19 protein-coding genes are annotated in these 24780 nt (G+C 51.6%); 11 read left to right on the top strand and 8 right to left on the bottom strand.

The window, feature by feature from the left end:
- Positions 1–70: 70 nt before the first annotated feature.
- A complete protein-coding gene (locus VB712_RS01355) occupies positions 71–1267 on the top strand; it encodes a glycosyltransferase family 2 protein (protein WP_323251353.1) in 1197 nt (398 codons plus the stop codon).
- A gap of 17 nt (positions 1268–1284) precedes the next feature.
- On the opposite strand, the gene VB712_RS01350 is transcribed toward VB712_RS01355, so the two are convergent.
- On the bottom strand, positions 1285–2529 hold the full coding sequence (locus VB712_RS01350; RefSeq protein WP_323251351.1) for an ABC transporter permease: 1245 nt from the start codon (positions 2527–2529) through the stop codon (positions 1285–1287).
- A gap of 444 nt (positions 2530–2973) precedes the next feature.
- Between VB712_RS01350 and trxA the strand changes: the two genes are divergently transcribed.
- From trxA to folK, 3 genes are all read left to right on the top strand, one after another.
- Positions 2974–3291 carry a thioredoxin gene (gene trxA, locus VB712_RS01345; RefSeq protein WP_323251512.1) on the top strand — a complete coding sequence of 106 codons (318 nt, stop codon included), beginning with the start codon at positions 2974–2976 and terminating at the stop codon, positions 3289–3291.
- A 114-nt stretch (positions 3292–3405) separates the two neighbouring features.
- Complete coding sequence (locus tag VB712_RS01340) at positions 3406–4473, top strand: LOG family protein (protein WP_323251349.1); 1068 nt, start codon at positions 3406–3408, stop codon at positions 4471–4473.
- Positions 4464–4949: a 2-amino-4-hydroxy-6-hydroxymethyldihydropteridine diphosphokinase gene (folK, locus tag VB712_RS01335; RefSeq protein WP_323251347.1), complete on the top strand. Its 486-nt coding sequence runs from the start codon at positions 4464–4466 to the stop codon at positions 4947–4949. The genes VB712_RS01340 and folK overlap by 10 nt, the downstream gene beginning before the upstream one ends.
- Before the next feature lie 45 nt (positions 4950–4994).
- On the opposite strand, the gene VB712_RS01330 is transcribed toward folK, so the two are convergent.
- The 3 genes from VB712_RS01330 to VB712_RS01320 form a co-directional block, all read right to left on the bottom strand.
- Positions 4995–6821, bottom strand: a complete 1827-nt coding sequence (locus VB712_RS01330; RefSeq protein WP_323251345.1) for an ATP-binding protein — start codon at positions 6819–6821, stop codon at positions 4995–4997.
- Positions 6822–6939: 118 nt separating this feature from the next.
- Positions 6940–7647, bottom strand: coding sequence for an NUDIX hydrolase (locus VB712_RS01325; RefSeq protein ID WP_323251343.1), 708 nt, complete (start codon positions 7645–7647; stop codon positions 6940–6942).
- Between the two features lie 48 nt (positions 7648–7695).
- Positions 7696–8265: a nicotinate-nucleotide adenylyltransferase gene (locus VB712_RS01320; protein WP_323251340.1), complete on the bottom strand. Its 570-nt coding sequence runs from the start codon at positions 8263–8265 to the stop codon at positions 7696–7698.
- Positions 8266–8510: 245 nt separating this feature from the next.
- Between VB712_RS01320 and VB712_RS01315 the strand changes: the two genes are divergently transcribed.
- The 6 genes from VB712_RS01315 (at position 8511) to VB712_RS01290 (ending at position 18494) form a co-directional block, all read left to right on the top strand.
- Complete coding sequence (locus tag VB712_RS01315; protein WP_323251338.1) at positions 8511–9248, top strand: hypothetical protein; 738 nt, start codon at positions 8511–8513, stop codon at positions 9246–9248.
- Positions 9249–9292: 44 nt separating this feature from the next.
- Positions 9293–9547, top strand: a complete 255-nt coding sequence (locus VB712_RS01310) for a hypothetical protein (protein ID WP_323251336.1) — start codon at positions 9293–9295, stop codon at positions 9545–9547.
- Between the two features lie 264 nt (positions 9548–9811).
- Positions 9812–13606, top strand: coding sequence for an EAL domain-containing protein (locus VB712_RS01305; RefSeq protein WP_323251333.1), 3795 nt, complete (start codon positions 9812–9814; stop codon positions 13604–13606).
- 126 nt (positions 13607–13732) lie between these two features.
- Entirely contained in the window at positions 13733–15541 is a 1809-nt protein-coding gene (gene pyk, locus VB712_RS01300; protein WP_323251331.1) for a pyruvate kinase, read from the top strand.
- A gap of 141 nt (positions 15542–15682) precedes the next feature.
- The gene (locus tag VB712_RS01295; protein ID WP_323251329.1) at positions 15683–16684 is read left to right on the top strand and encodes an NAD-dependent epimerase; all 1002 of its coding nucleotides are present in this window, start codon (positions 15683–15685) and stop codon (positions 16682–16684) included.
- A 10-nt stretch (positions 16685–16694) separates the two neighbouring features.
- A complete protein-coding gene (locus VB712_RS01290; RefSeq protein WP_416236219.1) occupies positions 16695–18494 on the top strand; it encodes an SLC13 family permease in 1800 nt (599 codons plus the stop codon).
- 58 nt (positions 18495–18552) lie between these two features.
- Here the strand turns inward: VB712_RS01290 and VB712_RS01285 are convergent, their stop codons facing one another.
- Together VB712_RS01285 and VB712_RS01280 are read right to left on the bottom strand one after the other, a co-directional pair.
- A complete protein-coding gene (locus VB712_RS01285; protein WP_323251325.1) occupies positions 18553–19560 on the bottom strand; it encodes a hypothetical protein in 1008 nt (335 codons plus the stop codon).
- A gap of 50 nt (positions 19561–19610) precedes the next feature.
- The gene (locus tag VB712_RS01280; RefSeq protein ID WP_323251324.1) at positions 19611–20570 is read right to left on the bottom strand and encodes a DUF362 domain-containing protein; all 960 of its coding nucleotides are present in this window, start codon (positions 20568–20570) and stop codon (positions 19611–19613) included.
- 134 nt (positions 20571–20704) lie between these two features.
- Here VB712_RS01280 and VB712_RS20325 point away from each other — a divergent pair, with 134 nt between their 5' ends.
- Positions 20705–20815: a delta-aminolevulinic acid dehydratase gene (locus VB712_RS20325; protein WP_416236218.1), complete on the top strand. Its 111-nt coding sequence runs from the start codon at positions 20705–20707 to the stop codon at positions 20813–20815.
- Positions 20816–20820: 5 nt separating this feature from the next.
- On the opposite strand, the gene VB712_RS01275 is transcribed toward VB712_RS20325, so the two are convergent.
- On the bottom strand, positions 20821–24207 hold the full coding sequence (locus VB712_RS01275; RefSeq protein WP_323251323.1) for a hypothetical protein: 3387 nt from the start codon (positions 24205–24207) through the stop codon (positions 20821–20823).
- A 9-nt stretch (positions 24208–24216) separates the two neighbouring features.
- Entirely contained in the window at positions 24217–24759 is a 543-nt protein-coding gene (locus VB712_RS01270; protein WP_323251321.1) for a filamentous hemagglutinin N-terminal domain-containing protein, read from the bottom strand.
- Between the last annotated feature and the right edge of the window lie 21 nt (positions 24760–24780).

Raw genomic sequence — 24780 nt, 5'->3', positions numbered from 1 at the left:
CCCTAAGTCAACATCGACCCCATTGGGCAGATTCGGCTAGGATGGCTGTAGCCTTTTTTTGCAATCCGCCATGGTTTTGCTGGTTTCGGTGCTTATGCTGATCCCCACCGGGATCCTTTGCCTGCTCTGTGCAGTTTTATGGCTGGAATGTTGGGGGGCAACCATTGCCCGCGCCCAACCCCTCAGCCGCACGTTAGGGATGCCTAAAACCGTCGTCTTGATCCCAGCCCACAATGAAGCGGAGGGGATTGCGGCCACCCTGAAACCCATTTTGCTGGAACTCCCAGAGGCCGCAGAAATTCTTGTTATTGCGGATAACTGCACCGATGATACGGCGGCTGTTGTTCGGAGTTTGGGGATCCAGGTTTTAGAGCGGGAAGACCCGGAACATCGGGGCAAAGGCTATGCTCTCGATTTTGGTTTGCAACATCTTGCTCCAGACCCTCCGGCGGTGGTGGTGATGGTGGATGCGGATTGTGATGTGCAGATGGGGACAATTGAACAGATTGCTAAACAGGCCGTTGGTTTAAAACGACCCGTACAGGCTTTGTATTTAATGGCAAAACCGCCTCAACCCCAAGCGAAAGATGCGGTTTCTGCCTTTGCCTTTAAGGTGAAGAATTTAGTCCGCCCCTTGGGGTTGTGGCAATTACAACAGCCCTGTTTGCTCACCGGCACAGGCATGGCGTTTCCTTGGGAAGTTCTGCCCCAAATTAGTTTGGCCAGCGGCAATATTGTTGAAGATATGCAGTTGGGGCTGGATTTGGCGATCGCCGGTTATCCCCCCCAATTTTCCCCCACTACCCTGGTGATGGGCCGCCTCCCCAGTCAGTCTAAGGCCGCGACGAGCCAACGCACCCGTTGGGAACATGGCCATTTACAAACCTTGTTTAAAACCGTTCCCCGCTTGATCGGGGCAGGGATGAAGCAGGGCCGACTCGATCTGATCGCCCTCGCTCTAGAATTGGCGGTTCCACCTTTAACGCTGTTGGTGTTGCTCTGGGGGGCTGTGATGGGGTTGAGCTTGGGGTTGTGGGGGTTGGGTTGGTCGTTGGCCTGGCCGGTGTTTACTGGGGCGATCGCTGGCTTACTCTTGTTCACTGCGATTTTTACGGCCTGGCTCCGGTTTGGTCGTCAGGATCTCTCACCCCGGATGCTCCTCTCCATTCCCTTTTACATCCTTTGGAAAATCCCCCTCTATTTTCGCTTTTTGACTCGTCCGGAATCCCAATGGGTTCGCACCGAGCGCGATCGCACTGATGGTTAGGCGGCTGAAACGATCAATTAAGCCTTAAACACGATCGCCGGATCCACCCTTGTTACTTTTTGGATCGCAAACACCGCCGACCCCACACACATGGCGATCGCCACCCCCAACACCCCCACCCCCGTTAAAGGGGTAATCAGGATCAAAATTCCCTGCGTCGTCATCGCCCAATAGGAAACCCCTAAGCACAAGCTCATCCCCGGCACATAGCCCAAAATTGCCATCCAGAGGGCTTGTTCGATGATGATCCGATAGATGAACCGATCCGAAGCCCCCATCGCCTTCAGCGTGCCAAATTCCTTTAAATGATCCGACACCGAAGCATAGAGGATCTGCCCCACAATCACCATCCCGACAATCACCCCTACCACCGTTCCCAAACCCAGGATAAAACCAATGCCGGTGCGCTGCTGCCAATAGTCGCGGGTGATTTTGGAGATTTCTTCGGTGGTGAAGGCTTTGGTATCGGGAATTGTCGCCTCAAGGCGACGGGCCAAGGCAGCGAGATCTTGATCCGATTCAGCCTTGATCAAAATAAACACAATGGGCGTAGTTTGATTCAAAGGTTGAACAGGGCCGGGAGCCTCTAGTTCCGTGGGGCTGCGTTCGGCATAGGAATTGGTGCAGTCGAGATCCCCCCCCTGATAACGGCAATTAACCTGGGAGGAAAAGCGGGTATTGCTGTAGGTGTTGGCATTTTCAAGGGAGGTGAAGATGTAGGCACTCGAAGCAATGGATTGGGTGTCTTGGGTGATGCCTACCACTTCAGCGGGGAAGGAATCAATATGAACGCGATCGCCCACCCCGGTTAATTTCAATGCCTTCAAATTGGTGTGATCTGCCAAGATCGTATAGGGGCGATTCAGGGCTGCCATCTCCCCCGCCCGCAACTGACCGGGGACAAACAGGCTACCGTTGGGGTCAAAGCCAAAAATTCGCACTGAGGTTAATTCCCCTTGGGGAACCTGCCACTGGCCAGACCCCCGCATTACCACCTCTGCTTGAGCCACACCAGGGACATTTTTCGCTGCGGTGACATTACTCAGGGGCATGGGTTGGGTGAGTTCTAGATAGACAAATTGATCGGAGACCACCCATAGATCCGCCTTGGATTGATCAATCAACAATGTTGTGGAGCGGGTGAAGCCCTGAAGGATGCCGGTTTGAATCGTGACCAGACTCACTGCGAACATGATCCCCGCCTGGGCGACGAGAAAGCGGGGGATGTCTTCAAAGAGGTTGCGGCGGGCGAGGGAGGTCATGGGGGAATGGGGAACGGGGAATGGGGATTGGGGAGGGGCGATCGCTATTTTGGCATTTTTTCCACTGTGCCAAGTTTTGGGCCTCAATTTGTGATCACCGCTGATCACTGCTGATCACAAATTGGGGTTGACTTTAGGGGGGAATTATGCATTTGTGTTTGCGATCGCTCTCGGATCAATAAAAAGAAATATATATATCGGTCGGCGATCGCAAATCGCCTTGATCAGGGGTTGTTTTTTAGGCCATTTTATGGCCTTGTTCCTCCTTTGATCTAGGGACGGGCGATCGCTTTTTTCCTGCTCATGGCGGGCCTTTGTTCGCAAGCGGGGGTAAAACGTAATAAATTGTGTATATTCTGGGGAGCAATGGCTGCAAGGATCGGGGCTTTTGCTATGTTAGAATTGCCAACAATATTTACAGACCCGGTAAAGGAACACCATCCCATGACCGAAGCAGTGACTGATAGCACTTTTAAAGAATCCGTTTTAGATAGCAAAGTCCCCGTTCTCGTCGATTTCTGGGCCCCGTGGTGCGGACCATGCCGGATGGTTGCCCCTGTGGTTGATGAAATCGCACAACAGTACGAGGGCCAAATCAAAGTGGTCAAGCTCAATACTGACGAAAACCCCAATATTGCTAGTCAGTACGGCATTCGCAGTATTCCCACCCTGATGATTTTTAAAGGGGGAGAGCGAGTCGATATGGTCGTGGGAGCCGTTCCTAAGACCACCTTGGCGAATACCCTTGAAAAATACCTGTAAACCCATCCCTGGGTACAATCTCGCAATTCTGCCTTCGTTCCCCTGAGCGAAGGCATTTGCGATCGCAGGCCCAGAATTCCGTTAAAATAGATAACCCCCAATTCACTGGTTATCATGGCTACACCTGCCTCCTCACCCTGCCCTAACGATCTGGCCCAAGCTCTACAAACGCTGATCAACGGCTGGGGGGAAGTTCAACATCAAAAACACGTTGAGCGAGCTTTAAATGTACTCACCCGCCTCACCCATGAAGATGTAGACCGCCTCGATTGGAAGATCCTCGCCGCTGCCATGGAGGATTTAGAGGGGGGCTTTCAAATGTTTTACCCCCATCGCCATGTACGGAAAGTGAGCATTTTTGGCTCTGCCCGGACTCCGGCGGAGAAGCCGATTTATAAAATGGCGGTGGATTTTGCCCAACGCATGAGCCAACTGGGCTTTATGGTGATTACCGGAGCCGGGGATGGGATTATGGCCGCTGGCAATGAGGGAGCAGGCCGGGAGCATTCCTTTGGGTTGAATATTCGTCTCCCCTTTGAGCAGGGGGCCAATGCCTACATTGCCGGGGATGAGAAGCTGATGAGTTTTAAATACTTCTTCACCCGGAAACTCTTTTTCCTGCGGGAAAGTGATGCGATCGCCCTCTTTCCGGGGGGGTTTGGCACATTGGATGAAGCTTTTGAAAGTTTGACCCTCTTGCAAACGGGCAAATATGGCCCCGCCCCGATTGTGCTGATCAATGAACCGGGCAGCGATTATTGGAATTCTTTAGATCAGCATATTCGAGAACACCTGTTGCGGGAGGGTTTGGTGAGTCCTAATGATCCCAAGATTTACAAAATCACCGATGATCTCGATGTCGCCTGTGGGATCATTAGCCAGTTTTACCGGGTTTACCATTCCAGCCGCTATGTAGAGGGAACCTTGGTGATGCGCCTCACCAGCGAGTTAAGTGATGGGGCCGTCGCAGCCTTAAACGAGGAGTTTAGCGATATTTTGGTGGGCGGCGAGATCGTTAAAAGTGCGGCTTTACCCCTGGAAAAACCCGACGAAACCCACCCTTTACCCCGGTTGCTCTTGGAATTCAACCAACGGGATACGGCTCGTTTAATCCAAATGATTGAGCAGATTAATCAGTTGGGGGCCTTGGCTCCGGGTAGCGAGCATCCGGAATGGAAGTAACAGCGGCGATCGCCCTGGGTAGCAATCTTGGCGATTCTGCTCAAATTCTCCAGGGGGCCATCTTGGCTTTAGCCCAAACCGAGGGCATGACCGTGATCGCCACATCCCCCTGGTATCGCACCGCGCCGGTCGGGCCACCCCAACCGGACTATCTCAATGGTTGTGCATTATTACAAACGGCCCTCGATCCTGAAGCGGTTTTAGGCCAGCTTTTGCGCATTGAACAGCAATTTGGACGAGTGCGGCGGGAACGATGGGGGCCGCGATCGCTGGATTTAGATTTGCTCTTCTATGGCGATCGCATTTTAGACTTGCCCCATTTAACCCTGCCCCATCCTCGCATGGGCGATCGGGCCTTCGTTCTCGTCCCCCTCGCCGACATCGCCCCCCATTGGCAACATCCCCACACCGGCCAAACCGTGGCCCAACGGTTGCAGGAACTGGATTGCCAAGGCGTAGAACCCTTTAACCCTTAGGGGTGAACGATCCCTCACCCCTATCATTTTTAGTTCAAGTTTTGGTTAAAACCGTTGTGGATCGCAATCATGCAACCGCTCCAAAATCAGATCAAAACGGAAATTATCAATGAGCTTATTGATTTTCTCCCCTAAGCTGCTATGGGTTGCTGAGATCTCCTCTAGTAGTTCAAGAATAATTTGATGATCAATGGTGAGGGCGGCTTGGTGGAGTTGGGTGAGCCAAGGGAGGGGTAAACCCACAAAATCTTCAACGGTTAAGAGCGTTTCTAAATGGACGTTATCTTCTATGGATTCTTCAATTTGTAAATCTGCCGGGATATCTGTGGTTAAAATATCAGGGGTGGCGATCGCCAAACTTTCCACCCCACAAACTTCAAGGGGAAGAATGACAGTAAACCGAGATCCCTGGCCCACTTCACTATCAACATGAATTTCCCCCGTCAGCAACTGCACATATTCCCGACTAATGGAAAGGCCCAACCCTGTACCCTCCGTGGATTTATGGCCACTACTGGACTGAACAAAGGGTTCAAACAATAAATTAATTTCATCGGCTTGGATGCCAGGGCCGGTATCCTCAACGGTAAGCTGGAAAAGCGTGCAGTTAACATTATGGGGATCTGGCTCACTTTGAGCACGAATGACCACCCGACCCACATCGGTAAACTTAATCGCATTGCCAATCAAATTACTAAAAATCTGCCTCAGTTTGCTATCATCACTGCGTACCGCTGGCGGTAAATTATCACTGATGGCTAATTGGAGATCTAACCCTTTTTTCTGGGCCTTGGGGCGGTGCATTTCATAGACCGATTGAAGGAGATTGCGTAAATCTAAGGGCATCAGATTGACCTTGATTTGCCCAGCTTCTAGCTTCGACATGGCGAGAATATCGTTAATTAAACTCAGTAAATGTTCCCCACTGCGTTTAATGATCGACAAATTATCCCGCTGGCCCAGGGAAAGGGATTGATCCCCCCCCAAAAGTTGACTAAAACCGAGGATGGCATTGAGGGGGGTGCGGAGTTCGTGGCTCATGCTGGCCAGGAAAGCACTTTTCGCCCGGTTAGCCGTTTCCGCGAGTTCCTTGGCGGCATTGAGGGCCACTTCGGCCTGTTTGCGATCGCTAATATCCCGCACCATAATTAACACCTCATCTTCCCCCGTCACCACAATCCGCGCCTCTTCGTATTGCAATTCCCCTTCAATTTCTAGGGCATATTCATGGAGTTGCACCTCTCCCGTTTCCAGGGCAGCCTGGGCCATGGTCAACCATTGAGCCGCAAGATCCGGCGGTAACACGTCCTGAATCCGACTTCCTACCACCGTCATGGCCCGGTTATAGAGGCGCACCTGCTCCGTATTGCGCAGTTCTTGATAAACCCCCTCCCGGTTAATCCGGATCAGCAAATCGGGGATCGCCATCAGCATGGCGCGGTTATTGGCCTCACTTTTCCGGAGGGCCTCATTGCGCTCCCGCAGTTGCACCACATGCTCTAGGGTTCGCTCTAGGGTAATTTCCAGGTCGTCAAAATTAATCGGTTTGGTGAGAAAGTCAAAGGCCCCCCGGTTCATGGCGGTGCGAATATTGCCAAAATCCCCATAGGCAGAGATCACGACGGTTTTCGGAGTGGGGGAGCCACGCTGGGAAAGGTGGTCGAGGAGGGTCAACCCATCCATGCGCGGCATATTAATATCGGTGAGCATCACATCCACATCGGGATGGGCATCGATCTGGGCCAGGGCTTCTACACCATTGTTGGCGAACAGAAACTCAAGTTCCCCCTTGCGGATTTTGCGCCGAAAGGATTTTTGAACCAAGACCTGCATTGTGGGTTCATCATCCACCACCAGAATTTTTGCCGCCATACCCCATTCCTTGCGATTGTGTTCCTATCTTTATCCTACGCAAATTGGCTGAATTTCCCGGTAATCCTTCGTGATCTGTTGTGATTTCAGCATCTTTATCCTGTTTTTCTGCGTAGAATCACACAAATACTAAGGGTTTATGGCGCAGGGCCTCAAAGGCCCGGCGATCGAAACGGTAGAGGCTAGCGGGTCGCCCCGCTCCCCGGGAAACCTTTACCCCGGTGTCGGTCAGGATTTGTAATTTTAACAAGCGGGCCCGAAAGTTGGAGTAGTCGGCAAAATTTTCCCCCAAGACGGTGCAGTAGAGTTGATAGACCTCGTTGAGGGTAAAAACGTCCGGCAGAACTTCAAAGGCTATGGGGCTGTATTCCAGCTTGTTGCGGAGGCGACGGTAGCCATAGGTGAGGATTTGATGGTGATCAAAGGCGAGGCTTTCGACGGTTTGGATCGTGAACCAAGCGGTCATGCCTCCCTCATGGGTGATCAGTTCTGCTTCTTCTTTGCGGACGAGGGCGAAGTAGCTGACGGAAAGGTAACGGGTTTGCCTGGTGGTTTCCCGAGGATCTCGGCCGGGATCGCCAAAGGTGTAAAGCTGCTCTAGATAAAGGTGATGAACTTTGATTTTTTCTTGGAGAATGCGCCGGGCTGCGGATTCCAGGGATTCCCCTTCGCGTACGAGGGTTCCGGGGAGGCTCCATTGGCCATCGTAGGGGGCGTGGAGGCGTTTAACCAAGAGCACAAAGAGACGATTTTGGGCGGGGTCAACGGAAAAAATCACGTTATCAACGCCGACTTTAAACGCAGCCAAGGGAGCGACGGAACTCATGGATAGGGGATGCTCGCAGGAGTAAACAACGCCCATTGTACTGATCCTTCAGGAGGCATAGAGTTGCTGTTGGGCAATGTAGGCGGCGACGGGGGGGGTGATCAGGGTGCGATCGCCCCTTTCTCGGTAATGGCTGGAGGATACGGCGGGGGGGTCAAGGTCGGCAACTCGATAATCTCCCCCCAGTTCCTGGAGGGCCGCTAAATCCTCCCGCTCAATGTCGTAGCCGGGACGCGGCACAATCAGCAGCCGCACCTGGGCCAACAGATCGCCAATGCGATGCCAACGGGGGAGTTGGCCCACCAGATCGGAGCCAATGACGAGATCGAAGGCGATGGGGTGGGGCCAGCGTTGCCGCGCCCGCTCGAGGGTGTGGAGCGTGCGGGGTTGGCTCAGATCGGGATAGCAGATCACATGGGGATATTGCCATTGGATATCCTGCACCACCAAATCCAACATCATCATCCGATGATCTAAAGGGGTTTGCTGGGGTTTGAGGGGGTTATCGGCGGCCCAGACAGCGACGTGATCATAATGGCTGGCCAACCAACGGAGAATGGTGTGGTGGCCAGCGGTGGGGGGGTCGGCGCTGGTTCCAAAAAGGGCGATGCGATCCATGGTAAGGGGGATAGGGTTTGCTCAATTATAGTAATTTTCACCAAAATTGTTGATGCTCCGGAGAAATTTTTGCCCCTTTCGGCGCTTGGGCGATCGCCCTACCCAGGCAAAACTCTCCTGATCCCGAATCTACAACCGGATTGCCGATCAATTTCGTCAAAATTTATCACAGGATTGAGGGAGGTGGGGGAAAAATGCTAGGATCAAAGCCTTAATTTAGTACAGGTGTCTGTTAAGGGGGGACAATGGCGATTATTCCACTGAAGGCTTGGTATTTGGATGGCTATGAACCCCTAAGCGAGGTGATCCAACGTCCCCAGGATCTCCGGCTCAACCGCAATAGCTTGCTGAAATCGGGACTGAGGGCGGATTTCCTGGATGATGGGGCAATGGTGCAGGGGGCGGCTTGGTTTGAGGCTTATCTAGAAGGGGCGGAGGTGCTGTTTTATATCGAAGGCAGTGGAGGGTATGCGATCGCCAACCTGGATCTGCTTTCCCAGGAAATTTATTTCACGAAGCAGGATATTAACGCCCGGTTTGACCCAGTGGTGTTGGTGAGTACCGCCGAGCCAGAGGGGGAACTGGTGGGGGCCTTGGGGGAAATTTTAGAGGAACTCAACCGGCGATCGCGCCTGCCCCTGACGTTAAAACTGGCCCCCCGCCCCGTTGGGGTAATCAGCCCCGCCCATCTGCGGCAAATTCGTAAAAGCTTGGTGTGGATTGCTGATCTCACGCCGGAGGGGAGGGTTGATCCCTTAGTGAGTTTGGAGTTGGGCTATGCGATCGCCCAAAAACGTCCCGGCCAAATCCTCACCGTCCAAACCACCGACGGCCCTCTCCCCTATCACCTCCCCAACCCCCAAACGCTGATCATCCCCCCAGGAGCCGCCACCGCCGCCCTCCTCACTCCTTGGCTCGAAACCACCCTGGCCCGTTTCAACCTCTTGAGCATTAGCCGTTCGGAAAGGGAACTTGCCCATTAAAATAAGGGCCAACCACGCAATCGTAGTGAGGAGATCCTAAGGATATGTCGCGTAAGCCCGATGAGTTTGCCATTCACATCATGTTGACGACGGGGCATCGAGAAGAAGTCCGCTTTCCCACCATTCAAGATTTCCAAAAATGGTACAGCACGGAACTCCAGCCCAAAGCCGATGAAACCGGCTTTATCAATGTCCCGATTAAAAATATTCAAGGGGAATATATGGTCCTGCGTCCCAGTTGTGTCGCAGCAATCCGGGTTGAGCCGATTTTTGCGGGCAGTATCGACCGAGATTTCTAACGATACTCGGCAGTTTCCCCCACCTCCCCCCTTTCCATACCCTACGGCTGATTCATATCTCTCAAGTGTTGACTGCGGCGGAGGGAGTGAGGGACTAAGATGTGTATAAACGGTAGCCATACCAGGGGGGGTTTTCTCCCCTTAATTTTTACTCAAATCTTGCCAATATTCCTGAGCAACAAAGGTTAGGATAGAGTAACCTTTGCCAATTTGCCGTTGCTCCGGATCGTTGCAATCACTTGATTTCACCTTGGTTTTGCAATGATGAAATCGCTCTTGATCCTTTCCAGTTTAGGCCTGTTTCTGGGCCTATCCTTCCCTAATCATGCCACTGCTGTACCAGGCACGCAGGATAAAATCCTGGTGGGCATTTATCAAAATGAGCCGAAAATTTTCCGCAACGGCAACGGGGAACCGGCGGGGTTTTGGGTCGATCTCCTGGAGGCGATCGCCGCCGCCGAGGCCTGGCAACTGGAATATATCCCCTGTGAATGGGAAGCTTGCCTCAAGGCCGTGGAGCAGGGGGAACTGGATTTAATGATGGATGTGGCCTATTCCCCGGAGCGCGATCGCCGTTTTGCCTTTAACGAAGAAGTGGTGCTCGCCAGTTGGTCGGTGGTTTATGCAGATCAGGATCAGCCCCTCAATTCCCTGTTGGATCTCGATGGCAAGCGGGTTGCGGTGCTTCAAGGCAGTATTCAAAAAAATATGCTCCAAGCACGGGCGGAAATGTTTGATGTGGCCCCGGAATTGGTCGAGGTGGAGAATTTTTCCCAGGTGTTTGCCTTGATTGCCGATGGTTCGGTGGATGCGGGAGTTGTAAACCGCTTTTTTGGGGCGCAGTTTAAGCATGATTATGGACTGATTCCCACGAATATTCTAGTGGAATCCTCCCAGTTGCATTTTATTACCGCCAAAGGGGGAAATCTTGAACACCTTCATACCCTAGACGTTTATATTAAAAAACTTAAGACCGATAAAACGTCAGTCTATTATCAAGCATTAACCCGATGGCTAGAACCAGAGGATGCGAAGGTTAAACTAACAGTGCAAGAGTTCTTACTGTATTTGATTCTGATTGTACCCATTGCAGGCTTACTGGCAAGTTTGGCTTGGAATCAGTTGTTAAGGCGGGAAATCCGCCAACGTCAACAGGTGGAAAAGGCGCTGCGCGAAAGTGAAGCCCGGTTTCAAAATATGGCTGCCAACGTACCAGGGGCGATTTTTCGCTATGTGTTACACCCCGATGGCTCCAATGGGGTCATTTACATGAGTTCCGGTTGTAAAGATCTGTGGGAAGTGGAATTGGCAACTGTGGTTGATGATGCCTCAATTCTGTGGGAGATGGTTTATGGGGAAGACCTACCGGGCTTGTGGCAATCGGTTCAGGATTCCGCTCAGACCCTTGAACCCTGGTCTTGGCAATGGCGAATTATGACCCCCTCCGGGCAATTAAAATGGCTCGAAGCCGCTGGCCGACCTCAGCGTTATGAAAATGGGGATGTGATTTGGGATACATTGATTTTGGACGTGAGCGATCGCCACCGTGTTGAAGTCCAACGCCATGCCGCCGAATTGGCATTGCAACAAAGTGAATACCGCTATCGCCAGATGGTGCAATCCCAAACGGATTTTTTGCTGCGATCGCTCCCTGATACCACCATTACCTTTGCCAATGAATCCCTCTGCCAAATGCTCGGAGTCACGTTAGAGGAAATTTTGGGGCTGCAATGGATTAACTTTGCCAATACTGATGATTTAAGCCAAGAACAAACCCTAAAACGACTGTCTCAACTCACCCCAGATCAGCCCACATTTATGGCCGTCAACCGCGATCGCCGTCGAGGGGGCGAAGAGGGATGGACGCAATGGCTCAATCAGGGCATTTTTAATGCCCAAGGGGAATTAATTGAAGTGCAGTCGGTGGGACGGGATATCACGGCCCTCAAGCAAGCAGAAACTGCATTACAAGAAAGTGAAATGTTGTTCCGTTCCCTCTTTGAACAGGTGCGGGTGGGGATTATTTTTTGTGATGCCCAAGGGCAGTTGCTGCGGGTGAATCGCAAATATTGTGAAATTACCGGCTACAGTCCTGAAGAACTGCAAACAATGCATTGGCTCGATCTCACCGATGGCAAAAATCGCCAACAAAATAGTCAACAATTGGCTGACATCATGATGGGTATTTCCCACTCCTTTATTCAAGAAGAACGCTATATCCGTAAAGATGGCTCACAAATTTGGGTGGAGATCACCGGCTCCCGGATTGAAAATCTGCAAAAAAAATCGCCGGTACAGTTAATGGTGGGCATTGTCGATGATATTAGCGATCGCAAACGGGCAGAATTTAACCTGGCGGAAAGTGAAGCTCGTTTTCGCCTTGTTTCTGAAAATATGAGCGATTTAGTCTGTATCCATGGCCCAGAGGGTCATTATCTCTATGTAACCCCCTCCAGCATTTTGATGTTGGGCTACCATCCCAATGAACTCCTCGGACGAAACTTTTATCACTTTTGTCATCCTGAAGATCAAGACCGGGTGAAAAACGCCTTTTGCCGACCCTATCCCGCCGGAAAACCGATTCCGATTACCTACCGCATTTGTAAAAAATCTGGCCATTATATTTGGCTAGAAACCTTTACAAAATGCCTTTTAGATGAGCAGGGCAAGATTCGCCATATTCAAAGCACATCCCGAGAGGTGAGTGATCGGATTAAAATTGAGGAGCAACTCCGCTATGATGCCCACCATGATGCCTTGACAGGGTTGCCCAATCGTAGTTTCCTCATGGAGCGGTTAGGCCAGGCGGAATTGCGGGCCAAGGAAAATAGTGATTTTCTGTTTGCGGTGTTGTTTTTAGATTTAGACCAGTTCAAAGTAATTAACGATAGCCTGGGGCATTTGATGGGGGATCAGTTGTTAGTGGCCATTGCCAATCAACTGCAATTACTGATGGAGCCGAACCATTTTGTGTCTCGCTTAGGGGGAGATGAATTTATCATTCTTTTGGAGAATTTAGAGGGGATTGAAACGGCAATTAATCTGGCGGAGCAGATTCTCAGTAACCTGCGATCGCCCCTCCTGTTTGGGGATCGGGATATTTTCATCAGCACCAGTATTGGCATTGCCCTTTGGGATCGCACATTACTGAAAGCTGATGATTTGATCCGCAACGCAGATATTGCCATGTATCGGGCTAAATTGGGGGGGCGATCGCGCTATGCCCTCTTTGACCCCGCCATGCATTTGCAAGTTATTAACCGCTTGCAACTGGAAAATGATCTCCGCAAAGCCCTAGAACGGGGGCAGTTACTCCTGTTTTATCAACCGATTGTCTCTTTAGCCAATCAAAAAATCATTGGCTTTGAAGCCCTTGTCCGCTGGCAACACCCTAGCCGGGGCATGATTCCCCCCGATCAATTCATCAGCATGGCGGAAGAAACCGGCTTAATTATTCCCATTGGGGCTTGGATTCTCGCCACCGCCTGCCAACAACTGGCCCAATGGCAAGCACAATTTGCCTACCGTCTTAAAATGAGCGTTAACTTATCCCTGAAGCAACTGCAAGAATCAATTCTAATCCAGCAAATTAACGAAGTGATTGCAACGACCGGGATTCGCTGTGAAGATCTCACCTTAGAAATTACCGAAAGTATGTTAGTGCAAAATGTGGCGGGGACTTGTGCGCTATTGACCCAAATTCGCGAAAAAGGGATTCAAATTAGTATTGACGACTTTGGCACAGGGTATTCTTCCCTCAGCTATCTTTACCAATTGCCCTTAGATTTTCTCAAAATTGATCGCACCTTTGTCCAACAGATGCAGGCAGGGTCGAAAAACCAGGTGATTGCGGAATTAATTATTACCCTCAGTAATGTTTTGGAGTTACAGGCGATCGCCGAAGGCATTGAAACCCCGCAACAGTTGCAATGGCTCCAAGCCCTGGAATGTGAACTGGGCCAAGGCTATCTTTTCTCCCGCCCCGTCAATGCCCAAGAAGCGACGGCATTGCTCCAAGCCGGGGCAACTATTTCCCCAAGCCATGCTTCATCGGGTTAAGACAGGGCTTTTCTAGCGCAAGCCCGTCAATTCATGCGACCATAACGGGTTATGGGTGGAATGTTTCCCTCTGGCTTCCCTTGATTTGTAAACTGCTGAACTTCTTTTCTTGAAAATCCTCCAATGATGGACTTGCCCGTTGATGCCCTAACCGCTGGCGTGAGCCGCTCGAACCCTTCCCCGCGCCGGACGAAAATTGTTGCCACCGTTGGCCCTGCCACCCTAAAGCCAGAGATCTTGCGGGAGTTGATTGAGGCTGGGGCGACCACATTGCGGCTCAATTTTTCCCATGGAACCCATGAGGATCATCATCGGGCAGTGCGTTTGATTCGCCAAACCGCCTTTGAATTGGATCAGCCGGTGGGGATTCTCCAGGATCTCCAGGGGCCGAAAATTCGCTTAGGGAAATTTGAGGGGGGGCCGGTACAGGTGAATAAGGGCGATCGCTTCATCCTCACCAGTCATCCCGTCCCCTGTACCCATGAAATTGCCTACGTCAGCTATCCCAAGCTCACCGATGAAGTTCCCCCAGGGGCAATGATTCTCCTCGATGATGGCAAGGTGGAAATGGTGGTTGATGGGGTGGATCAAAGCGCCAAAGAACTCCATTGTCGCGTCGTCGTGGGGGGGAAACTCTCCGATAATAAAGGCGTGAATTTCCCCAATGTTTCCCTCACCGTCAGCGCCTTAACGGAAAAAGACCGCAAGGATCTGATGTTTGGCCTCGATCAAGGCGTGGATTGGATCGCCCTCAGCTTTGTGCAGCGGCCCCAGGATATTCTCGAAATTAAAGAACTGATCGCCAGTACGGGCAAATCCGTCCCGGTGATTGCCAAGATCGAAAAACACGAGGCGATCGAGCAGATGGACACGATCCTCGCCCTCTGTGATGGGGTGATGGTGGCGCGGGGGGATTTAGGCGTAGAACTCCCCGCTGAACAGGTTCCCCTCCATCAAAAGCGCCTGATCGCCACCGCCAACCGTTTAGGGATTCCGGTGATTACCGCCACTCAAATGCTCGATAGCATGGTCAACAGCCCCCGCCCCACCCGTGCCGAAGTTTCTGATGTGGCCAACGCCATCCTTGATGGCACCGATGCGATCATGCTCTCCAATGAAACCGCCGTGGGTAATTACCCCGTGGAAGCGGTGGCGACGATGACCCGTATTGCCCTCTGTGTGGAACAGGAAGCCCCCGCCCACCGCCACTTTAAAAATCCCCAACGTTCCATTCCTAACGCCATTTCCGGCGCAGTCAGCCACATTGCCCAACAGTTGGACGCAGCGGCAATTATGACCTTGACGAAAACTGGGGCCACCGCCCGTAATGTCTCCAAATTCCGCCCCCATACCCCGATTTTGGCTGTTACGCCCCATGTGGATGTGGCGCGGCAGTTGCAATTGGTGTGGGGGGTGCGGCCGTTGTTGGTGTTAGATTTGCCCTCCACGAGCCAAACGTTTCAGGCGGCGATGAATGTGGCCCAGGAAAAGCAATTGCTCCATGATGGGGATCTGGTGATCCTCACCGCCGGTACATTGCAGGGGGTGGCTGGCTCTACGGATTTGATTAAGGTGGAAGTGGTGACGGCGGTGTTGGGTGAAGGGGTGGGCATTGGGGAAGGATCTGTCACTGGCCGGGCGCGGGTCGTGCGCAATCCCCGCGAGATTGGCAATTTCAGCCCTGGGGAAATCCTTGTCGCCCCCCACACCAATGCGGATTATGTGGATGTGATCCGCAAAGCGGGGGGGATTATTACGGAAGAATCCAGCCTCACCAGCCATGCGGCGGTGATTGGTCTGCGGTTGGGGATTCCGGTGATTGTCGGGTTAAAGCACGCGACAGAATTAATCAGCGAAGGGGCAATCCTGACCCTAGATTCCCAACGGGGTAAGGTGTATTTCGGCACGCGGGCTAAGGGTTCCGCTGGTTCCTAAGGTTCGTATTGCGGACGGAAGTCCACTCTTTCTGGATTAGCGGTAATCGGGTTGTAGAATTAATGGGCGTGGGGGCGAAAAATTTTTCGCCCCTACCTCATCATCAATGATCTGATGAGGCGGATTTTATCTAAAAACACCATGACGACAATTTTGGTTACAGGAGCAGCGGGTTTTGTGGGTTTTCATCTCTGCCAACGATTGCTCCAAACCCCTGGAACAACCGTGATCGGGTTGGATAATCTCAATGCTTATTATCCGGTCAGTTTGAAGGAAGCACGGTTGGCCCTGTTACGCCCTCATGCCAATTTTGAGTTTATGTCCTTGGATTTGGCGGATCGGGAGGGAATGGTGCGGTTGTTTGGCGATCGCCCTTTCACCACCGTTATCCACCTCGCCGCCCAAGCCGGGGTGCGCTATTCCCTCCAAAACCCCCATGCCTATGTAGATAGTAACCTCGTGGGGTTTGTGAATATCCTCGAAGGCTGTCGCCATCAGCAAATAGAACATTTGGTCTATGCTTCTTCTAGTTCCGTCTATGGCCAAAACCCGAAAGTTCCCTTTGCCGTCGAGGATAATGTGGACTACCCCGTTAGCCTTTATGCCGCCACCAAAAAAGCGAACGAATTGATGGCCCATTGCTATAGCCATCTCTACAATATTCCCATGACCGGCCTGCGGTTCTTCACCGTCTATGGCCCTTGGGGCCGCCCCGATATGGCCTATTGGAAATTTACCGAGGCGATCTTAGGCGATCGCCCCATTGATGTTTATAATCACGGCCAAATGCAGCGGGATTTCACCTACATTGACGATGTAATTGAAGGCGTTGTGCGGGTGATGGCGAAAATCCCTGAACCCCAAGGCCCCAACCAAGCCCGCTACAAAGTCTATAACATCGGCAATCATCAGCCCGTTGAACTGATGACGATGATTGAAATCCTCGAAACCTGTCTAGGGCGCAAGGCAGTGAAAAATATGCTCCCCATGCAGCCGGGGGATGTGCCTCGCACCTATGCCGATGTCGAAGACCTGAGGCAGGATGTGGGCTTTAGCCCCAGTACCCCCCTCGCCGAAGGTTTAGCCCGTTTCGTCACCTGGTATTGTGACTATCATCAAATCACCCCCCCCGCTGGATGCTGAGGATTATTCAATGCCCATGAATATGATTTTAACCTTGGCTGTTGTTGCCGCAGCCTTACTATTATTCATCACAGAACTTTTACCCGTTGACCTGATTGCCATCATCATTATGGTGAGCTTAATGGTCTTAAAATTAGTCACTCCAGAACAGGGTATTGCGGGGTTTGGCAACAGTGCTACCATTACCGTGATGGCGATGTTTATCCTCAGTGCTGGCATTGCTAAAACCGGAGCCATTCAGTTTATTAAAAAACTGCTGATCCGCTTGGGGGGCCATAGTCCCAACCGCCAAATTTTAGCCATGGGGTTGTTAGTCGGCCCCATTTCTGCATTTTTAAACAATACTGCGGTGGTGGCGATCCTATTACCAATTATTGAAGATTGGTGCAAACAGCAAAAAATCTCTGTTTCTAAAGTTTTAATTCCTCTTTCTTACCTCTCTATTTTGGGAGGAATGCTGACCCTAATTGGTACTTCAACCAACATTCTCGCCAGCGGTCTTTCTGCAAAGCTTGGTTATGGTGAGTTTAGCATTTTTCAGTTTACACAGTTGGGTCTTTGTGTGTTTGCCATTGGCTTAACATACTTGACCATTTTCGCGCCCCGGATTTTGCCCGATCGCAAGTCTTCCGCCGGTAATTTGATCGTCGATGATTACAACTTGAAAGATTATGTCACGGAAGTTTTAGTCACGCCACAATCCATTCTGGTGGGGACTACACTCCAAGCTAGCCAAATTCAACGCAAGTTTGATTTAGATGTGTTGGAAATTATTCGCCAAGGGACAAGATTTTCACCCCCTTTAGCGGATAAAGTGATCAGCATTGGGGATATTTTAGTCGTGCGTAGCTCGCGGCAGGAGTTGCTGAAAATTCGTGAACAACAGGGTTTAGATATTCTCCCCGATGTTAAGTTTAAGGACTCGCTCACCACGGATTTAGAATCTGGGGAAGAGAAAATGGCTGAGGTGTTGATCATGTCCAATTCTCGCCTCGTGGGGACAACGTTGAAGGAAATGCGGTTTCGCCAGCGGTATAACTTAACAGTGTTGGCAATTCGGCGGGGGGCGGAGGTGGTGCGGGGCCGGTTTGGTCGTGTGCCGTTGCGGTTTGGGGATGTGCTGCTAGTGCAGGGGCCAAAACAGAGTTTTATCGGGTTACAAACAACGCGGGAATTGTTGGTATTGGAAGAGCGAGATGTGGAGATGATGCGCCAAAATAAAGCAGCGATCGCCATACTTATCGGCCTCGTCGTTGTCCTCACGGCTGCTTTTGATATTATGCCTATTTTGGTGAGTGCTTTAGCGGGTGTTGTTTTAATGGTATTAACAGGCTGTTTAAAACCGGGGGAAATTTATGGGGCAGTGCGTTGGGATATTATCTTTTTATTAGCGGGATTAATCCCCCTCGGTACAGCCATGGAGCAGTCGGGGGCAACGCAGTGGATTGCAGATCAGTTATTGGTATTTTCGGGGAATTTTTCCGGGTATTGGCTGTTAGTGATGTTTTATTTATCAACAGCATTATTAACAGAAATCCTTTCTAACAATGCATCGGTTTTGTTAATGTTACCCATTGCGGCGGCGGTGGCCAACACCTTAGGCTTAAACCCCTTTGCTTTTATGTTTACGGCAATGTTTGCCGCTTCTAACAGTTACATGACTCCCATCGGCTACCAAACCAATACGATGGTTTATGGCCCAGGGGGTTATCGCTTTTTTGATTTCACCCGCATTGGTGCGCCCCTCACCTGCATCCAAACCTTCGCCACCCCAGCCTTAATCATTTTCTTCTACGGCCTACAACCTTGATCTTCCAATCAAGGGAAAAGTAGGGGCGAAAAATTTTTCACCCCAGAACCAAGGAAGCTCATTCACAACCTACAGTTGGCTTTTGCCGGTGCAGTAAAGTTTCCACAACAAAAGGTTGATCTTGATCATCAGGCTGGATCAAAATTTCAGTAGCATCGGTGGGGGTTTGGAAATCGCCCCAAGCATTGAGCCGCCAAAGATTGGGTGCTTGGGAACCGCCAAAACCTTGGTCTAAACAATAGGGATTTGTGTCACCATGAACCAATAAAACGGGTTTTTCAAACTGGGATGCTAGCGTGGTGAGTTGCGTCCGGAGGGCGAGATAACCATTGCAATCCGTCGGGTTTTTAGCAGTACAAGGTTCTTCCCCATGACCATCGCTGAGATCTGCTTGGGTTGTGATCATTACAGCACGGGTGGGCTTTTGGGTTGCATCTTCAAAGGCGGCTTGCAACCAAACGCGATTGGCTTGATCACGGGCTTCCACTTGGGCGATCGCCATCTCTGGATCATCTAATAAAATTTCGTGGCGACCATTATTGGTTCCCACAATATGGAGCGTGAGGAATAGTATTTCCCCCTGTCGCCAACGGGCATTTTCGGGGAATAAAGGCTGCTGTTGATAGTCCCATTCTGGGGGGAGATCCAGGGGTTGGCTAAAAAAGAGTTGACGGAGAAAAGCGAGTCTTTCCAGTTCTGAAAAGCGTTGGGTGAGGGAGGGGCGATCGCAATCTGTCCATTCATTATCTCCAGGGGTATAAAAAACCCGGCCGGGGTGGAGGTTCCAGATATCATTACGGCGGATTGTGAGGAGGCGATCGGTGCAGGATTCACCCCCACTTTTCAGATCGCCATAGTGGATTACAAAGGGAAATTCTCCAGTTTGGATCGCCCGGCGCAGCGTCGTATTCATCTCATCTTCTTCCGCTTCGCTATAGGGAAGATCGCCGATGGTGAGAATGCGCATCGTGGTTTGAGCGGTTTGGGCGATCGCCGGTAAACTTCCCCCACAGAGGAGAGCGATCGCCACAGGCAAAGAACAGCGAATCCGGTGCAGCAGTTCCATCATATTTCAACGGTTGTGATCTATTCAAGGTAGCACTTTTTTCCCTGCGATTAACCCCGACGATAGGCGGCAATGGGTTCTTTAATCCAACGAATATAAAGATGTTTGAATGTGGATTTTAAGATTCGGGGTGCGCCGAAATCAATAGGCACAAGATGATCAGAAAGCCGCCAATCAGAGATAGCCAGATCCTTCGGTTGAGCGTGGGGAAATCTAATTTCCTCCCAAGGGGGAGTCAGTCCTAACCGTTGGGCAGCGGCGAGGGTGGGGACGGTATCGGGGTCAACACCAAGGATCGTAGCAAAAGCGCGATCGCCCGCAAATACCTGATCTGTTGCTCCCAAAATCCCCAAATGCCGAGGTTCTCCGCCGCTGGGGCCATTGCCTTCATGGCCAATAATGCCATCAATAATTGTTAAATTGGGGGCGATCGCCGCTGCGGTTTGTACCAACATTTCCCCAAACCGGGCCGCATCTTTCCCCGCTTCCAAATGCCACCAAGCTTTCATTTTTCCCGGCACACAACCAAACAGGTTTTTCACGCCCAAGGTGAGGGTCAGTTGACAATGGGATTTCACCTTAGGCAGATTAATCACCACATCCGCATCCATTACTTCTTTACTGAGGCGGAGATGGTTAAATTCCGCAGCAGCCACCTCGTAACGTTGGCCGTGAAATTCCACTACGGGAATCCCTAAATCCTGTAACATCGGCAAATACCCATTACTACGGGCCACCCCTTTAGCGGTTCCAAAAGCTGGACTATCCCCCATAAAGGGTTTCCCCCCAACAGCGATCACAGCTTCCGCCACAACAGCCACCAGTTCGGGGCGGGTGATACATTCTTGACCGGGGCGGCTGCCGGTGAGTAAGTTGGGCTTAAGGAGGACGCGATCGCCCTTTTTCACGATTGCCTCCATGCCGCCAAAGGGGGCGAGGAGTTCCGCTAATTTCGCTCTCAGCAGATCAGCATCATAGCTAGATACAGGGAGGAGGCTTACAATGGGCATGGCTGACAGGGGAAAGATCATTGCCCTCCATTGTAGGTGAAGGCTGTGGGTTTAGAGTTCATGCCCTTAACGCATAAACTGCTATCATCATCAGTCCAATCTGATACCATTAAGCTAGTTTCTCCCCCACAGGAATGACTCTGATTCACTCCCAAACCTGGCACACCTGGGTAGATCTGTTCTGCACCTTTCTCTTCATCTGTACGGTGATTTTAGCCTTTTGGTTTGCCTCCCGGATGAACTAGGAGGGTTAATCTACCGTACAGATCAAGGCATTAGCAGTTTGCATCGCCCGCAATTGGGGAGCCGTGGCTAGCACCATTTCCCCTGTGGGTGTCACCAGAATCCCCGCCGCCTCTGTTACTGCTTGCCCCCGTTGCCATTGGGGAGTGGGGGTAGTGGTTTGACTGGGCATTGTGGTGATATTTTCGCCGAGCGATCGCACCTGGCTTGCGCCATACTGTCCCTGGAGGGGATCATTGGGATTCACCGGCATTCCCCCGGTTCCGGTGACGACAAAACTACCCTGTTGCTCATTTTGGCGGCTGATGCAACTGCCCCGCAAAGCATCGGCAACATTGGCAAAACGGTCATCTAGAGCAGAGAGGGAGTTTTGTAAAAAGGTAAAATCGGGGGTAAAGACTTGACCGCTACGGCCAAAGGTAGAGGAGGCGGAAATATCCACCCGATTATTGCCGCGAAACTGACTAAAATCGCCGGTATTGCCGACGAAAAAGGCCGCCCCACTGGAGAAGAAATCCGCCAAAAACGCCGCCGAATTAATGCGAATATTGCCCCCATCACCCCGAAAGGCATTGGCGAGAATATCACTATCTTCGAGGGCAATGAAAATATAGGAATCAATATTGATATTGCCGCCGCCGCCTGTGCCATCAAAAACGCTGGTACTGATCAGGCTACCATTGCGCAGGCGGGTATCCCGCGCATTAATAGTTAAATCGCCGCCCCCAGATTGGCTGGAGGTGGCAGTGATGGAACTCTTGTTGCTGTCGAAACGATTGGTGATGTTGAGGGTGATATTGCCAGCGCGACCAGTGGCAAGGCTATTGGTGGAAATATTGCCTTGATTGGTCAGGACGAGGTTGCCACTACGAAGATTAATATTGCCCCCCGTACCAACTGCGTTGCTGGCCACATCACTGAGAAGAAACCCACCGCTGATGGTGGTGTTTCCCCCGGCTGTAATGCCGATCACCCCGGCATTGCCCCGGCCTTCGGTGCGGGAATTGACCTGCGCCCCATTGAAAATATTGAGGTTGGTGGTGTTGATTTGAATTTGGCCACCACTGCCAATGCCTAGGGGTTGCACAGTACTGAGCAAGCCACTATTCAAGCCATTGGCCCCAACGCCGCTAAAGGTGATCTCTTGGCCATTGAGGATAATACTGCCGCCATCCCCTAAGCCACGGGTGTTGACAGTCATTACGCCGCCATTGTTGAGGGTAATGATGGGGGCGTTAGCGGTGATAACGCCGCCGCTGGCGTTGTTGGCATTGATATTGACTTCACTAAATACGCCGCTGGAAATTGCGCCGTTAGATCCTTGGATGATGAGGCGATCGCCTGCCCGCAAGTTAATATTGCCAGCGTTGCCGGAGCTATTGGTACTGGTGGAAATTTGCGCTCCGTTGTTGAGGGCGATGGTGCTGCCTTCGAGGGTGATGATCCCCCCTTGGCCGGTAGATCCCGCAATAGCATTGCTGAAAATTGCGGCGTTGTTGCCATTGGTCAGCGTTCCATCTAGGTTGATTGCGCCGCTGGTGTTGATCCGGATATTCCCAGCATTGCCAGCCCCCCTTGTACTGGAGGTGATTCTTGCGCCTTCGGCTAATCGAAAGGTTGCGGCCTCAATCACGACATTGCCTGCTTGGGCAGGGCCACGGGTTTGGCCAAAAATTTCTTCCCGTAGCATTGTGACGGCTCCCCCGGCTTGGACGGTGACATTGCCGCCGCCGCCGTTGAGGCCGCCGGAGGTATTCATGGATCCTAAGTTGATGTTGCCGCGATCGCTCCTGAGGCTAATCTCCCCACCGTTTCGACTATTGGTTCCTGCGCCGGTATTTAATTCGCCACTACTGAGATTCAAATCTCCATGGGTTGTGTGGATATTAATTTCCCCAGCGGAGCGATTAACACCAGTGCCAAAGGCAGCAATTCCTCCTGTGGTGACGGTGTTGCGGGCGGTAATTACGACGTTGCCGCCATTGGTTTGGGTGGCGCTACTAAAGAGGGGGCCGGCATTGATGCCGCCTTGGGTGCTGTTGAGGGTGATGTTGCCGTTTTGAACAAAAAAGTTGGGATCAGTCGCCTCGCTGAGGCGGTTGATTTGAGTGACATTGATATTGCCCGCCGCTCGCAATTCAACATTGCCCCCTTGAATATTTCTCGAAAACGTATCAATCGCTGCCGCATTGATTGCACCCCCGGCTTGCATCGTTACCATTGCCCCTATTCCGCCGGAGGTCAGTCCATCAATTTTTTGAGTGGTAATGTTGCTGCCTGCCTGGATGTCTAAAGTTCCACCATTCCCACCAAAGCCGAACAGATCAATTTCTCCTGTTTGGACTGACCCTCCAGCAGTGAGTTTTAGGTTTCCTCCTGTGGTGAACCCACTGGAAACCTCGCTCAAATTGGCGATCGCAATATCTCCCTGAGCGGTAATATTCACATCTCCCGCATCACTGAAACCAGAACTAGCATTGATTGTGCCAACGTTGGTATTGCCTTGGGCAATCAAGCGCATATTGCCCGCACCTTCAAAAAAAGAATCTGTACTCAATGTTGTGACGTTGAGATTTCCCCGGCTATCGATGGTGATATTGCCAGCAGAGGAGAAGCTAAAAGATCCCGTACTGGTGCTGATACTATTCACCGTGATATTGCCCGCCGGTAAATTGGCATTGGCTTGATATTGATTGGTTAAAAACACTTGAATAGGATCTCCAAACAATCCACCTTCTCCGGTCACAGTGCCGAGGGTGATGTTTGAGCCTTGGGGATTGTTGGGATTACTGATCGTTGCTAGACTGCCGGGGTTAATGGTGGAGGCGATCGCTCCCAAATTCATCCCGGCGCGAATATCGAGGGTGGGCTGAGTCTTGCCGTTAATATTCAGCGTTGAACCATCGGAAAGCGTCACCGTTTCGATTAAACCGTTGACAAAATCTGCTCCGGTAATCCGAATCGTGCCGGGGATTGTCACATTACCCGCCGCGAGAATATGGAGCGAGGCCCCTGTATAGCCTGCCATACTCACATCCCCCCGCGCCCGAATCACCGGATCATTGGGGCTTTCCAACTGACCCAACTCGCCCCCCGGCTCCTCAATGCGGAAATTGCCCCCGGCAAAATAATGGGCATCGCCTAACACCGGGAGGGGCGATCGCAGCACCAAATCCCCCCCCGCCACGATTTCACTCTCCCCATGATTGAGGGCGAAAATATCAATGTGCTGACTTTCCAGGGTTAAATTCTGGCCCGCAACGGCTAAAAACGGCTGATCCACCGTATCGCGAATCTTTAACCCCTCCCCACCCTGAAGCGTTAAATTTCCCCCGGCCCGTAACTGCCCCTCTAGATCCAACTGTCCCGCCGCCAAAGTGAGATCCCCCCCCACCTGCAACGCTCAACGATTCTCAATCCGGCTTTGCTGGGCCAATTGATTCAAAAACAGCGCACCGGGATCAACGGCAATGAGATTACTCATTTCCGGCTGCGTCGCACTAAACAGGCCCTCTTCCCCCAAAGGAATACTCGCGGCGGTTGTGGCGAAAAAAGAACCGCGAATATCAAGTTGGGCCTGCTCTCCAAAAATGATCCCATTGGGGTTAATCAGATATAAATTCGCATCCCCCAACACCCCCAACGTCCCGAAAATGCGAGAGGGATCGCCCCCCGTAACACGGGTGAGAATATTGGCGATCGCCTCCGGGTTTTGGAAAAACACCCCCCGCCCCGCCTCCACATTAAAAGCCTCAAAACTGTGGAACAGGTTCATCCCCCGGATCGCCCCCCCTTGAATCTGATCCACCGTTGCACACAGGGGAACAATGCGCGAGCTTTCCCCCCCCAACGTCTGATCCGGCAACAATTGCCCCTGTGCGACTGAATTAGAAAGGAGGGCAATCATTACCCCCAACCCCAAACCCCTGATCCCTAAATCCTTCATCCTCATCCTCGCTGTGAATCA

The organism is Spirulina sp. CCNP1310, assembly GCF_034932185.1.
Taxonomy (GTDB): domain Bacteria; phylum Cyanobacteriota; class Cyanobacteriia; order Cyanobacteriales; family Spirulinaceae; genus Spirulina.
The sequence above is the reverse complement of the archived record's forward strand: the minus strand, read 5'-3'. Positions and strand labels throughout refer to the sequence as shown.

Coding starts and splice junctions, on each gene's coding strand:
- VB712_RS01295 (WP_323251329.1), top strand. CDS start 15,683: ATGACGACAATTTTGGTTACAGGAGCAGCGGGTTTTGTGGGTTTTCAT.
- VB712_RS01280 (WP_323251324.1), bottom strand. CDS start 20,570: ATGCCCATTGTAAGCCTCCTCCCTGTATCTAGCTATGATGCTGATCTG.
- folK (WP_323251347.1), top strand. CDS start 4,464: ATGGAAGTAACAGCGGCGATCGCCCTGGGTAGCAATCTTGGCGATTCT.
- VB712_RS20325 (WP_416236218.1), top strand. CDS start 20,705: ATGACTCTGATTCACTCCCAAACCTGGCACACCTGGGTAGATCTGTTC.
- VB712_RS01270 (WP_323251321.1), bottom strand. CDS start 24,759: ATGAAGGATTTAGGGATCAGGGGTTTGGGGTTGGGGGTAATGATTGCC.
- VB712_RS01305 (WP_323251333.1), top strand. CDS start 9,812: ATGAAATCGCTCTTGATCCTTTCCAGTTTAGGCCTGTTTCTGGGCCTA.
- VB712_RS01285 (WP_323251325.1), bottom strand. CDS start 19,560: ATGGAACTGCTGCACCGGATTCGCTGTTCTTTGCCTGTGGCGATCGCT.
- VB712_RS01355 (WP_323251353.1), top strand. CDS start 71: ATGGTTTTGCTGGTTTCGGTGCTTATGCTGATCCCCACCGGGATCCTT.
- VB712_RS01315 (WP_323251338.1), top strand. CDS start 8,511: ATGGCGATTATTCCACTGAAGGCTTGGTATTTGGATGGCTATGAACCC.
- trxA (WP_323251512.1), top strand. CDS start 2,974: ATGACCGAAGCAGTGACTGATAGCACTTTTAAAGAATCCGTTTTAGAT.
- VB712_RS01340 (WP_323251349.1), top strand. CDS start 3,406: ATGGCTACACCTGCCTCCTCACCCTGCCCTAACGATCTGGCCCAAGCT.
- pyk (WP_323251331.1), top strand. CDS start 13,733: ATGGACTTGCCCGTTGATGCCCTAACCGCTGGCGTGAGCCGCTCGAAC.
- VB712_RS01310 (WP_323251336.1), top strand. CDS start 9,293: ATGTCGCGTAAGCCCGATGAGTTTGCCATTCACATCATGTTGACGACG.
- VB712_RS01290 (WP_416236219.1), top strand. CDS start 16,695: ATGCCCATGAATATGATTTTAACCTTGGCTGTTGTTGCCGCAGCCTTA.
- VB712_RS01320 (WP_323251340.1), bottom strand. CDS start 8,265: ATGGATCGCATCGCCCTTTTTGGAACCAGCGCCGACCCCCCCACCGCT.
- VB712_RS01350 (WP_323251351.1), bottom strand. CDS start 2,529: ATGACCTCCCTCGCCCGCCGCAACCTCTTTGAAGACATCCCCCGCTTT.
- VB712_RS01330 (WP_323251345.1), bottom strand. CDS start 6,821: ATGGCGGCAAAAATTCTGGTGGTGGATGATGAACCCACAATGCAGGTC.
- VB712_RS01325 (WP_323251343.1), bottom strand. CDS start 7,647: ATGAGTTCCGTCGCTCCCTTGGCTGCGTTTAAAGTCGGCGTTGATAAC.